At 40.3% G+C, this 13169-nt stretch carries 10 protein-coding genes and 1 pseudogene; 5 read left to right on the forward strand and 6 right to left on the reverse strand.

Translation table 11 applies throughout. The features are described 5' to 3' along the window. Positions 1 to 223: 223 nt before the first annotated feature. Positions 224 to 3616, reverse strand: a complete 3393-nt coding sequence (locus FD725_RS27030; protein ID WP_179050976.1) for a PAS domain S-box protein — start codon at positions 3614 to 3616, stop codon at positions 224 to 226. 983 nt (positions 3617 to 4599) lie between these two features. Here FD725_RS27030 and FD725_RS27035 point away from each other — a divergent pair. After that, complete coding sequence (locus FD725_RS27035; RefSeq protein WP_179050977.1) at positions 4600 to 5040, forward strand: beta-lactamase hydrolase domain-containing protein; 441 nt, start codon at positions 4600 to 4602, stop codon at positions 5038 to 5040. 38 nt (positions 5041 to 5078) lie between these two features. Here FD725_RS27035 and FD725_RS27040 read toward each other — a convergent pair whose 3' ends face one another. Further along, positions 5079 to 5876 carry a TVP38/TMEM64 family protein gene (locus tag FD725_RS27040; protein ID WP_179051716.1) on the reverse strand — a complete coding sequence of 266 codons (798 nt, stop codon included), beginning with the start codon at positions 5874 to 5876 and terminating at the stop codon, positions 5079 to 5081. Positions 5877 to 6346: 470 nt separating this feature from the next. On the opposite strand from FD725_RS27040, the gene FD725_RS27045 reads away from it, so the two are divergent. Beyond that, positions 6347 to 6805: a nitrate reductase associated protein gene (locus FD725_RS27045; protein WP_179050978.1), complete on the forward strand. Its 459-nt coding sequence runs from the start codon at positions 6347 to 6349 to the stop codon at positions 6803 to 6805. A 106-nt stretch (positions 6806 to 6911) separates the two neighbouring features. Here FD725_RS27045 and FD725_RS27050 read toward each other — a convergent pair. The 3 genes and pseudogenes from FD725_RS27050 to petN form a co-directional block, all read right to left on the reverse strand. Then, positions 6912 to 8501, reverse strand: a pseudogene (locus FD725_RS27050) (ATP-binding protein); the annotation flags it as partial. A gap of 251 nt (positions 8502 to 8752) precedes the next feature. Then, positions 8753 to 8917 (reverse strand): hypothetical protein, encoded by a 165-nt coding sequence (locus FD725_RS27055; protein ID WP_179050980.1) that lies wholly within the window; start codon positions 8915 to 8917, stop codon positions 8753 to 8755. Between the two features lie 7 nt (positions 8918 to 8924). Next, the gene (petN, locus tag FD725_RS27060) at positions 8925 to 9014 is read right to left on the reverse strand and encodes a cytochrome b6-f complex subunit PetN (protein WP_010998401.1); all 90 of its coding nucleotides are present in this window, start codon (positions 9012 to 9014) and stop codon (positions 8925 to 8927) included. Between the two features lie 163 nt (positions 9015 to 9177). On the opposite strand from petN, the gene FD725_RS27065 reads away from it, so the two are divergent. From FD725_RS27065 to FD725_RS27075, 3 genes are all read left to right on the forward strand, one after another. Continuing rightward, complete coding sequence (locus tag FD725_RS27065; RefSeq protein ID WP_256871779.1) at positions 9178 to 9639, forward strand: hypothetical protein; 462 nt, start codon at positions 9178 to 9180, stop codon at positions 9637 to 9639. 77 nt (positions 9640 to 9716) lie between these two features. Further along, complete coding sequence (locus FD725_RS27070) at positions 9717 to 10292, forward strand: 3'-5' exonuclease (protein ID WP_179050981.1); 576 nt, start codon at positions 9717 to 9719, stop codon at positions 10290 to 10292. A 96-nt stretch (positions 10293 to 10388) separates the two neighbouring features. Continuing rightward, entirely contained in the window at positions 10389 to 11780 is a 1392-nt protein-coding gene (locus FD725_RS27075) for a cytochrome P450 (protein ID WP_179050982.1), read from the forward strand. 154 nt (positions 11781 to 11934) lie between these two features. Here the strand turns inward: FD725_RS27075 and speY are convergent, their stop codons facing one another. Next, complete coding sequence (speY, locus tag FD725_RS27080) at positions 11935 to 13086, reverse strand: deoxyhypusine synthase (protein WP_179050983.1); 1152 nt, start codon at positions 13084 to 13086, stop codon at positions 11935 to 11937. Positions 13087 to 13169 lie beyond the last annotated feature (83 nt).

The raw sequence follows: 13169 nt of genomic DNA on the forward strand, positions 1-13169 counted from the left end.
GTCAATGGTCAATAGTCAAAATCAAGTTTTTTTTGGACTGTTGATTATTGACAAAAAAGCCAGAAAATTTAGTGACACTGCGTAAGTTCTATAGACATCTGGTAAAAATGAATGTAGAGACGTTGCACTGCAACGTCTCTACCAGGATTTTGTGCAGCTTACTTGTACATGATCTAATTTTGAGATTTGAGTGTGTCGTGTAAGCAGCTTACTTGTACATGATCTAATTTTGAGATTTGAGTGTGTCGTGTAAGGTGTTTAACAATTCCTTGGCAGTGAAGGGTTTGGGTAAAACTTGCTGCACACCTACACCAGTAGCTTGGGTTAAGGCTTCTGTGCAATTAATGCCACTACAAGCAATAATTTGTACATCGGCGTTCATTTTTTGTAGGGTGCGAATGGCTGTAGCCCCATCCATTTCTGGCATCATCATATCCATGAATACAGCACTGATATGATGTTTGTGTTGGGCATAGAGAGCGATCGCTTCGATGCCGTTAGTAGCAATCAGAGTTTTATAGTCGTGATTTTCGAGAATTAGTTTGGTAATCTCACAAATTGGGGCTTCATCATCGACTACTAAAATTAATTCACCGTTGCCTTTGGGTGTTTCTGTTTCACTTACTGGTATATCTGGCATTCCTGGAACTGCGGGTAAAAATAGGTAAAATGTACTACCTTGATCAACTTGGCTGATGACATCGACAAAACCACCATGACTTTTGATAATTCCCATTACAGTCGATAGTCCCAGCCCTGTACCTGTGGTGATGTCTTTTGTCGTAAAGAATGGTTCAAAAATTTTATTTAATACTTCCGGTGTCATCCCCACCCCGGTATCACTGACACTGATTTTAATATAATGTCCCACTTTTGCCTCTAGATTCATCCTGGCATAGGCTTCGTCAATGAAGATATTGTCGGCAACAATGTGAATATGTCCTCCATCTGGCATGGCATCACGGGCATTAACTACCAGATTCATCAGTACTTGGTGCATTTGAGTGACATCTCCACAAACAGTCCACAGTTCTTCTGGTGAGCTGGTGGTAAACGTAATATCTTTGGGAAATGTCTGTTGACCAATCAAGACTATATCAGTAATCAGGTGCTTGAGTTGGATGATTGTGCGCTCTCCTTTAAAGCCTCGAGCAAAGGATAAGACTTGTTTGACTAGAGATGCGCCCCGTTTGGCGTTACTTTCGATGATTTCTAGTAGGTGGGGCGATCGCTCTTTATTTTGATTTGTGCTAACTTTTAATATCTGCGCAGCTGCCAAAATTGGTGTCAAAATATTATTCAAGTCGTGGGCAATACCACCTGCCAATGTTCCTAAGCTTTCTAATCTTTGAGCGCGAAAAAATTGCTCTTCTAGTTGTTTTTTCTGGGTAATGTCGGTGTCAACCACCAAAATCGATTTTGCTGCCCCATGAGCATCACGTAGCAATGTCCAGCGACTTTCAACAATAATTTCCTTACCAGATTTAGTTACTTTTGGCAACTCCCCTTGCCATCCCCCAGTTTCTACAACTGTTTTTAGCGCTTGTTCATCCAGGTGATAGGCATTTTTGGCACACAATAGTTCTTGGGGATTTTTGCCCATAGCGGCTGATTGTGACCAACCATAAGTATTTTCTGCACCTTGATTCCAAAAGACGATCGCTTTGTCTAAATTCCTGACAAAAATGGCATCAGTCGCCACATCAAGTAGGGCTGCTTGCTCACGGATTTTTTGTTCTCGCTGTTGGCGTTGCGCAGCCGCCGCCACGGCATCGCTAATATCCGAAAAAGATGTGACTACTGCATAGGGAATGGTTTCATTATCTCGCAATAAGGGTTGAGAATTAATGGTCAGCCAAATTAATTGTCCATTGGTTTTATAGACTCCCATAATCACATCCGTACAGGGTTCACCAGTACGTAAAGTCACCATTGCTGGATGTTGTTCTCTAGAGAAAAGAGAACCATCTTCTCGAATGGTACGCCAACGTTCATCGATACAGGTGCGTTCCATGAGCTGCTCTTTGCTGAGTCCGAGAATATTCTCGGCACTGGTGTTACAGGCAATGATTTGGCCATTAGCTTGCTGAAGTAAAATCCCCTCACGCATTACTGTGACTACAGAGCGATAGAGTTGTTCACTTTCTCTTAAGGCAGCTTCTGCTTGTTTGCGATCGCGCAGTGCAGCTTGCTGTTCGCTAATATCTCTAATTGTGCCAATAATCCTGATTGGCTGACCTTGTTTGTTTTCATATACTTGAGTTTTACCAGTCAGCCAGTGAATGCTGCCATCTGGCCAAACCACCCGAAAATCCAGTTTTTGTCCTACTGCATTTCTGCGAGTACCAGCTATCACTTGAGTGACTAACTTGCGATCTTCTGGATGAACTAGCTTGATATATTCTTCAAAATTAGGACACAATGTCCCACTGGGTAAGCCATACAAAGGCCCCATATTATCAGACCAAACTGTTTTATTCGTCAGACAGTTCCAGTCCCAAATGCCCATGTTGGCACATTCCATCGCTAAACTGAGTCTTTCTTGACTCTCTTTTAATGATTGTTCTGCTTGTTTGCGTTCGGTAATATCTCTACCTACTCCCTGAAATTCCCGAACTTCGCCATTTTCATTTTTCACCCCAGTGGTATTCCATTGAAACCAACGTACTCCTTTCGCTGTTAATATGGGCTGCTCACTAATTGTTAAGCTATAGGGAGGGGTTGTTAATGCTTTTAAATTGGCGATCGCTTGCGGTAATTCCTCAACTGGGAAAAAATCGAACAAAGACTTATCCCGCAACTCCTCCAATTTTTGACCAAAAACCTCAGCAGCTGCGGGATTAACAAACTGAATCTGTCCCAAATCATCAATGCGAATAATTACGTCAGTTTGGTTTTCGACTAACTGGCGATAGAGTTTCTCACTCTGCTTTAAGGCTAGTTGTGTTCTGTGATGCTCGTTAACTGCTTGTTGAAAAAGCTCATGAGAAACTAATTTTTCTCTATGGTTTTCGCACTTTCCTTGACAATGATCTGAGCCGCTTAACCCATTAATCTGCTGACTAACTTGCCAGAAATCATCCTGTAGTCTTTCCAAAGCTGCAAAAATACCAACTTTATGTGTTAGTTCAAATCCTTGCATCAAACTAGTTGCAGTGACAATGCCGAGTAATTGTTCTTGCTCATCCACAATTGGTAGATGGCGAATCTGATGCTGACGCAATAAGGACAAAATTGCAAATATACCCTGGAAACGAGATATTTTCATCGTGATGACTGGTTGTGTCATCACCTCAGCCATTTTTAATGCCGATAAATCTACTTGTGCTACTGTCAGTTTGACCAAATCTCGCTCTGTAAAAATTCCTAAGAGATTACCTGCCTCAACAACTAAAACACAGCTATTCTCTTGTAAACTCCAATTGCTAAAATTCTCCGATGAGTCTAACTCAGCCTGGGGTAATCCATAACTCCGTGGCTGATTCATTAAGCTAACAGCATCGATGACATAACTATCAGGGCTAACAATCAAAGGATGATAATCAAGCATCGGATATAAATTATGTAAATCAATTGGTAGCTCGTTGAATGGCATAGTTAATTCGTCAAGTTTCATGATTCTGTTGACCGCAGAACGAGTCAGCGAAACTAATGGCGAGTAAATGGTTAATAATTGACGATGATTGCGACTTCATCCGATTTCATATCAATAACTAATAAGAGATTGATATATATATATCACTAGACAAAATCTCTGTTTTATGCACATAAGAATTAGGGTAGTTAGGACAAAGATACAATTTTATTCCTCTTCAAAATTATTCTATGGGTAAATCTGTAATAGATGAACTGTAATTTTAAAAAGATTATTGTAGTAAATGATTTAACTCAGTTAATTAGTCTAATATAGACAGAAATTGTTTTTTTGAATTGTATTAATTGGTTTTCTCTATGTATTTTTTGATTCTCTCAAATCAAGACTGATAGGTTTATTTAAGGTCACAACCACAGTCTTTTAGCAAGCCTATCTGCTAGGGTTTACCTTTTTTTAGTGGCAATAGACACTCAAAATTAAATTAAACTACTCAAGCAATAAAAATTTACTTTTAAAAACCGATGAAAAAATATTTCAACTTTCTTTTTCAATTTATCACAGGAAAATTAGATGATAATTTTGACTGTTTGATGATCAAAGGATATATCTAAAGTAGGATGAGAAGCATCTCAATCACTTTCAGAAGTTGTGGGAAAAGTCTAAACTTACCTTGACAACTAGAAGTCGCGCGCCACTTGCAACAAGTCGGGAAATCCGCCGACACTTGCTTCAATGAGGGGGAACCCCCACAACGCAGTGTCTCCCCAATGCAGTGGCTTGGCTACACAGACAAGACCCACCTACTCAGCATTTTTCACAAAACGGTAGAGGCGGGTTGACGAGATACTCGTGAATGATGGAAGTATATTGGTAAACCCGCCTCTACGCCGATACTTTTCAAATATCCTCTCAAACTAATTAAGTCAGCAGCCTTGTGAAAGTGCTTGTATTATTAACGTTGGCTTGTTAATATACTACAAGTCTATCGACTTAGCGTACTAACTATGATAAACCCTAAAAAGATTAGTGATGATCTAAGTGCATCTGGACAACTTACCCCAGAGGAATTACAGCAAGCCGCAGCTGAAGGTTTTCAGTCAGTGATCAATTTGCGATCGCCTGATGAACCAGGTTTTTTGAGTGACGAAGAGCAACAAGCCCAAAAAGCTGGACTAGAATATGCCAATATCCCTCTAAAACCGACAGAAGCAAATCAACAGCTAACAATAACAGCGCTTCAGGAAATTGCCGATTTACCAAAACCGATATTAATTCACTGTGCAGCTGGTGCTAGAGCATCGGGAATTGCCTTAATTGCCCATGCAATCCAAGCAGGTTTGACTTACGAGCAAATTCAGCAAAAAGCTGCCGATTTAGGAATTAGTCTAGAGCAACCACACCTCAAGGAATTCTTATTAGATAAATATGCTGAAAAACTTTCATAGCTATCACACTAATTCATATTTTTATTCTGCAACGCCAACTAATTTGGATTGATTCCCTGATTTTCATCATTGTCTGAAGATTTTAAAACTTCGCCTTCTAAAGCTTGACGAGCAACTTTAGTTACATAGATGGTTACAGCAGCTGTAGCAATGAAACCGATAATCTGAATCGCCCACTGTAAACTAGGGTTGCCGGGTTGCGATTCAGTCCCAATTGTGGCAATATTACCAGCTAAAGAACCAATATAAACATACATAATTGTGCCAGGAATCATGCCAATAGAAGCAAGAATGTAGTCTTTGAGAGAAACTCGCGTCACACCGTAGGCATAGTTCAACAAGTTGAAAGGGAAGATAGGAGAGAGTCGAGTTAAGAGAACAATTTTCAGTCCTTCTCTACCTACAGCTGCATCAATCGCCCGAAATTTGTCATTACCTGCAATTTTCTTAGCAACCCATCCCCTCGCTAAATAACGCCCGACTAAGAAAGCAGCTGTAGCCCCTATAGTTGCACCAATAAAGACATACAGCGAACCCATAACCACGCCAAAGACCACACCTGCACCAAGAGTGAGGATTGACCCTGGTAAAAAAGCAACAGTGGCAATGATATAAAGGATAATAAATGCTAATGCTCCTATAGCCCCCAGACCATCAATCCACTGCAAAGCATTTTTTAACCATGCTTGGGGATTAAATGCAGAAATATTTTGAGCCGATTCTTGTGCTAACGCTGTCTCTGTGGCAAATATTAAAGTAACACCAAATGCTACCAGTATCAGGCAAACCAATCTGACTAGCTTTTGCCATTGTTTAGTTGAGATATATGCAATCATTCTCTGGTGAAGTTGAGAAACTATCAAATTCATTGCCATCTATAATTGTAAGAGGACGTTTGAAAAGTCTGTTTCTTTGTCATGTTGAATGCAGCGTAGCGGAATGAAACATCTCGGTATGTGCCACAAAACCTAGATTCTTCCTGACGCTCCACTCCAGTCAGAATGACATTTTTATACCTACTGAAACTTTTCCAACACCCTCTGACTCCTGAGTGCTGAATTCTTACATATAATTTTGTAAAATTAACAAAATAGATGTAAATACAAGTATTAGTTGATATCTATAATTGTATTCTGATTAGGGCTTTGCCAAAAATAAATTATCCATCTTCTGAGGTGGTATGGACAGCCCACATGAAATATGAGGACGGGCTGTTTGTCCCATCTCACCAGAAAATTGAGGATATTTTTTATTTGGCAGTTCCTGAATTTGAGTAAATTTGAAATCATCTTTTCAATCGCGGATTATGACAGACTTCTTTAAATTTGAAGCAGATTTTGTAGATTCTCTACGCTGTATTCCAATGCTAGTGCGTTACAAACTTGATACCTGTGGTATTAAGCTAAAATTATCTGACTGGAACCATATGACTCACACTGAACGGGAAACTTTAGTTGCATTACCATGCACGACAGCAACAGAAATTCATGATTATCAAAAGTATCTTCAGCAGTTAATTTTAGAACGTACAGGGCAACTACCGAAAAATTTACCTATCGAGCCTGAACCAGCATGGTTAGACTCTAATAATATACCCACTCTTGTGCAAGAAAAAGCGCAAACTATAGGTGTTAACCTCACATCATCACAGTGGTGTAAACTAACACCTTTACAACGTTTTGCGTTAATCAAACTCAGCCTTTCTGGGCATGAAAACAGTAATTTCCCTAAAGCGATCGCTGAATTTAATTTGAGTAGTCATTAATGTGCAAAAATTGGCATCATATCGAATAATATCTTCTAAAAGTACAAGTATAGTGAAACAGTAGAGATGTTGCATTGCAACGTCTAATGATTCTCGGTGGCACAACTCAAGTGCGAATTTGATGTTCTACAATCAATGGCAGATCATCGCCTAGTTTTTTTCTGGGCTGAATGGGAATTTCTATGTAAATTTCACAACCTTGTCCTGGTTCAGAAATACATTTAATTTGACCACCATGTTGTTCCACAACAATTTGATAACTAATAGATAAGCCTAAACCAGTTCCCTGTCCTGGTTCTTTAGTAGTGAAGAAGGGTTCAAAGATTTGCGATCGCATTTCTTGGGGAATACCACAACCGTTATCAGCAATACTGATCCGAATTGTCTGATCTTCTAGAAATTTTGTACAAATTTTAATTTGGGGATGGTAGTTAGTTATTTGTGATTTGTCGATGTTTTGGTTATTTTCTACTGACAAACAACTACTGATTTGTAACTTTTTCAAGGCATCTATAGCGTTATTAAGAACATTCATGAATACTTGATTCATTTGAGCCGCATAGCACAATACTTGCGGCAATTTTCCATACTCTTTAATCACCTCAATTCCCAAAGAATTAGTATTTCTTTGTAGTCGATGTTGCAATATCAGCAAAGTACTATCTATACCTTCATGCAAATCAACAAATTTCATTTCCGCTTCGTCAAGTCGAGCAAAAGTTCTTAAAGATAAGACTAATTGAGAAATGCGTTTTACTCCAATTGTCATAGAATCGAGAATTTTTGGTAAATCATCAGCAATATAATCTATGTCTAACTCGCAGATTTGCTGTTGCATTTCGCTTTTCGATTCTGGATACTTTTGCTGATAACTGTAGAGTAATTTCAACAAGTTTTTTGTATGTTCAGTAACATAGGTGATATTGCCGTAAATAAAACTAACTGGGTTGTTAATTTCATGGGCAACTCCAGCTACTAACTGTCCTAAAGCTGCCATTTTTTCGCTTTGAATTAACTGGCTTTGAGTTGCTCGCAATTCTTTGAGGGTGTTTGCCAGTACTTGTTTTTGATGTTGTGTCTGTTCGAGTAATTCTGCTTGCTGGAGTCCTACACCCAATTGTGTACTAACTTGGACTAATAAATTTACTTCTTCTTCTTGCCAATCACGGATGTTGGTGTTTTGATAAACGGCTAGTAAGCCCCAGAGTTTTTGACCGTGATAAATAGCAATAATTATATAAGCTTTTGCTTGATAAGTTTCTAAGGTCTTGATATAGCAATCGCTAAAGCCTGCATTGTAAATATCATGACAAATACGATAAATTTCCCCTCTGACGTAGTAGCCACCTTCTGTATCGCGTAAGTAAGTATCAACAACTGATGTATTTCCTAAATTTTTAGCACTACATTCGCTGATATTTTCCTTTAATTCCGGTTGTAGCAACTGTTGATCAATCATGGAAATCCAGCCTTCTCCTACTGATTCCATGACAAATTCACCACTCCAATCAGGATTGAAGCGATAGATCACCACACGATCAGCCTTGAGGAGTTTTCTAATTTCTGTGGTGCTAGTGCGAAAGATGCTGTCTAAGTCTAGAGACTGGCGAATTTTTTCAATAGCGATCGCTATTGTTTTTTGCCACTCTATTGCTTTTTCTCTGGCTTTTGCTTGTGCTAGTTGCTCAGAAGTTAGTGGTGTGGGTTGGTTTTTCATGCCCAAGGGGACTTTAAGTATTAAACTTATGATTCCCGGACTATGGGTGGATATAACAATTAGGGGATAGGCAAATAGGCAATAGGCAAATAGGCAATAGGGAATGGGGAATGGGGGATAGGGGATTAGGCAATAGGTATCTGGTGAAAATGAATGTAGAGACGTTGCAGTGCAACGTCTCTCAAAAATTTAGGGACATGATAGTTAGTTGCTATCATGTCCCTGAAGGGTTATCGCCGCTTGGGAGTGCTGCTGCGGCGGAGTTCGCGTTTTTCGTTTTCTTGGAGTCGGCGATCGCGCCAACCTGCTAACGTTAAATAACCAACGCCACCTGTTACTGCTACTAGCAGCACCAAGGCAACTAAAGCCAAAATACTCAGGAATGGACTTTCCACGATGCTCCTACAGTCCGTTACGTCCCCAAACTACCATTGCAATCGACCAAGTAAACACAACTAACAGTGATACCCATCCAAGTGTCAAAATCGCCATAGTCTTTACTTTTGAAATTATTTACAAAACATCTCTAATATTTATCATACTGGGGACTGGGTACTAGGGATTAGGGATTGGGTAATTTTCTCATGTGTTGATGGAGGAAAAAGGCTAGAGGCTGGGGTATGGTTCAATGTTGCTATGAGTGTGAGATTGGGACATGAAGGGAATTTTCGAGCCGCAATTAATGGTAGAACGGTTAGAATCTCTGAAAGCTGGTCTGATTGGGGGATTGGCTGTGGTTTTTGCCTTTTTAATCAGTAGTTTTGTCAATACTCTGTTACTCGCAAAGTATTTTCCGGCACTTGTAAGTACACCAATAGATGTTCACTGGCGTTGGTTATTTAGTGGGGTAGTTGCTGGTTTTTCTGGCTTGCTGTTTGGTGTGACTTACCGCTATGTGATCCGCAGCGACCAAAATCCTCAACTCAAGACTGGTGCTGTGATGGCTTTTGGTTTGGTGCGGGGGTTGACGCAAATAGAGTTGGGGTGGAATGCTAATAACTCAGTTTTACCTTTTTTTGTCTTGGCTGGTGAAAGTATATTTTGGTTTGTTATGGCAGCGATCGCTCTTGATGTGGCTATACAAATCGGTTGGGTAAATCCGTTTCCATCCAGATAGATTAGCATCTTTGTAATATGCAAGTTACAATAAGATACAAACATTAAGAAAAACCGGAAAATTTTTAAATAAAGAATATGAACTCTGACCAAAAATCATATTTTTTAATTGTTGATTTAGAGGCTACCTGCTCTGATGATGGCAGTATTCCTCGGCACGAAATGGAAATAATCGAGATTGGGGCAGTGATGCTCAATCGAGTCACCTTAGAAATTGATGCCGAGTTTCAACAATTTATCCAACCAGTTAGACATCCACAACTCACCAAATTTTGTACTGAATTAACAACTATTCGCCAAGAAGATGTTGATCAAGCACCACAGTTTATTGCTGCAATGACTCGGTTTAAAGAATGGATTTATCCAACTTTTAGTAATCATATTTTTGGTTCTTGGGGGAACTACGATAAAACTCAATTCTTGCAAGATTGCAAATTTCATCAAGTTCCCTATCCTTTTAATTCCGAACACATCAATATCAAAGAAGAATTTTCCGCATATTTGGGAATATCTAAAAAATTTGGTATGGCACAAGCGCTGAACCATTTAGGATGTAATTTAATTGGTACACATCATCGTGGCATAGATGATGCTCGGAATATTGCCACTATCTACAAAGTGATGCTTAAGGATTCAGGAGTCAGAATACCCTAAAGGAAGCAAGCTACAGGAGTCAGGATGAGCAGAACAAGTTACACTGCATATTAAACTCAACATTGTTTTGAAACCAATTAAGAGATTAAAAATCAAATGCAACTACCGAATCTGCTGAATAAACCTGCTTTTCTTCAGAGGCTACAATGGGTGATTGACCCTGTAGGATATATGGAGAGTGCTGCACAAAAATACCCAGATATTTTTACGGCGGAAGTAATTGGTTTTGGCAACACCATCACATTTGTCACCCATCCCCAAGCACTACAAGAAATTTTAACTAACGATCGCAAAAAATTTGCAGCGCTAGGAGAAGAAAACAAACTCCTAGAACCTTTGCTGGGTAATTATTCCATTATTATGCTAGAAGGCGATCGCCACCGTAAACGACGACAACTAGTCATGCCTTCTTTTCATGGCGATCGGATGCGAACTTATGGGGAGCTAATTCAAAATATTACAGAAAAAGTGTGGAGTCAGTTACCAAAAAATCAAACTTTTATAACTCGTAATGCTACACAAGATATTTCCTTACAAGTTATCTTAAAAACTGTTTTCGGTGTTCATGAAGGAGCAAAAGGTGAAGCACTCAAGCAAAAACTGGCTGCAATGGCTGATTTGTTTCGCTCACCCTTAACTTCCAGTTTCCTGTTCTTCCCCAACTTACAAAAAGATTTAGGCTATTTGAGTCCTTGGGGAAAATTTTTGCGCGATCGCCAGCAACTAGATGAGTTGATTTATACTGAAATTGCCGAACGTCGTGCAGAAAATAACACAGATCGGATCGATATCCTCTCCTTACTGATGTCATCTCAGGATGAAGCTGGTAATCCTCTCACAGATCAGGAATTGCGTGATGAATTGATGACTCTGCTATTTGCTGGATATGAAACCACAGCTACAGCTATGTCATGGGCATTATATTGGATTCACAAACAGCCGGAAGTTAGAGAAAAACTGCTGCAAGAACTTGCCACCCTGGGAGATTCCCCAGATCCCATGAACATTTTCCGCTTACCTTATCTCACAGCTGTGTGTAATGAAACCTTGCGGATTCATCCTGTCGCTATGTTAACATTTCCCAGAGTTGTACAAGAACCTGTAGAACTACTGGGGCATAAATTAGAGCCAGATACCATCCTAGTCGGCTGTATGTACCTGACTCATCAACGGGAAGACTTATATCCACAACCAAAACAATTTAAACCAGAACGTTTTCTAGAACGTCAATATTCTCCTTATGAATTTATCCCCTTTGGTGGTGGTGTTCGACGTTGTTTAGGTGAAGCTTTAGCTTTGTTTGAGATGAAACTAGTTTTAGCAACAGTTTTATCACGTTATCAACTCACCCTAGCAGATAGTAAACCAGAAGTACCCCGCCGTCGGGGAGTCACCCTGGCCCCTGTTCGTGGTGTGCAAATGAAGATTACAGGAGAAAGTACCTGTCAACAATCAATATCCAGCCTAGCCGCAATGACGACAATATGAGTCATAAGTAGTTGCACAAAATTAAATTCATTGGTGGAGGGAGGGAATAGTCATTGGTCATTGGTCATTGGTCATTGGCATTTCTTCTTCTCCCCTGCACCCCTGCACCCCTCACTCCCCCACTCCCTCACTCACCACTTACTCCCCCAAAAAACTACTTGCGAATAGGTGTACCACAGGGATAGGTTGCTACCTCGCCATTGGTAGTAACTTTCTCAGTCGGTTGATCTTTGGCTGCTAAATAGTCTAGGCGGAGTTTTTCTAACCATGCTTCACGCTTATCGTACAGGCGCTTGAGGGGACGAGGTGAGCATTGGTTGAGGACATATGCTGTTACTAGAGGTAGAGCGATCGTGCTATCTGTATAACAGACGATGGTACTGGGTAATTCATCTGGGTCAATCTTACCCCAGCTGACAGCTTCCGAGGGAGTCGCACCCGATAGACCACCAGTATCGGGACGTGCGTCAGTAAATTGCACAAAGAAATCGTGTCCCCGTTCTTCTAATCCCAAAACTTCGTGAATTTGTGGTTGGGTTTGTAGTAAGAAATTCTTCGGACTACCACCACCGAGAATTACAGCTGCACTTCTACCGTCTCCTTCTCTGGCATTGTAGGCGATCGCTGCCGTCTCATTCACATCAATCGCTGGATCTATAATCAACTGAGAACCTTCTAACGCTAAAGCGGCTACGTTCATCCCTATCGAACTATCACCGGGGGAGGATGTATAGATAGGTACGCCATACTCGTAAGCTGTAGCTAGCAAGCAAGAATTTTTCACCCCTAATTGCTTCTCAACCTCGTAGACATATTTACCCAATAAGTGATGAAACTCAGCCGTTCCCATCCGTTTCTGGAAAGGTTCTGCTTGCAACACCTTACGGATAAAAGCATCGGTTTCTAACAAGACATCATAACCAAAGATAATGTCATAAATTCTGATAGTCCCTTCATCACGCAACTTGACATCATCTAAAAACGGGTTCCCCGCAAATAACTCAAAACCCAAACCGTAGTGCATATCATGGTAAAGATTTGCACCAGTGCTAATCATCCAATCGATAAAACCGTTACGAATTAGGGGTGCAAGTGCAGACACACCAAATCCAGCCGGTGTCATCGCCCCAGAAAGACTAACTCCCACCGTCACACCATCCTGGAGGACATCACGACTCAGCAGTTGACAGACTTCCCGCAAACGTGCTGAGTTGTAAGCGGTAAAATAATTATCAATCAAATCAACCACACTCACATCAGTGGACATGGGTACAGGTGCAATTTTCTTCCCTAAATGTTTTGCCAAGGTAGAGACTCCCAAATAGTAAACACGCGACTCTAATCTTAACTAGACTAGAGGCTAGAGACTAGGGACTAGAGGCTAGTATT

Origin of the sequence: Nostoc sp. TCL26-01 (genome assembly GCF_013393945.1) — a bacterium.
Classification (GTDB): domain Bacteria; phylum Cyanobacteriota; class Cyanobacteriia; order Cyanobacteriales; family Nostocaceae; genus Trichormus.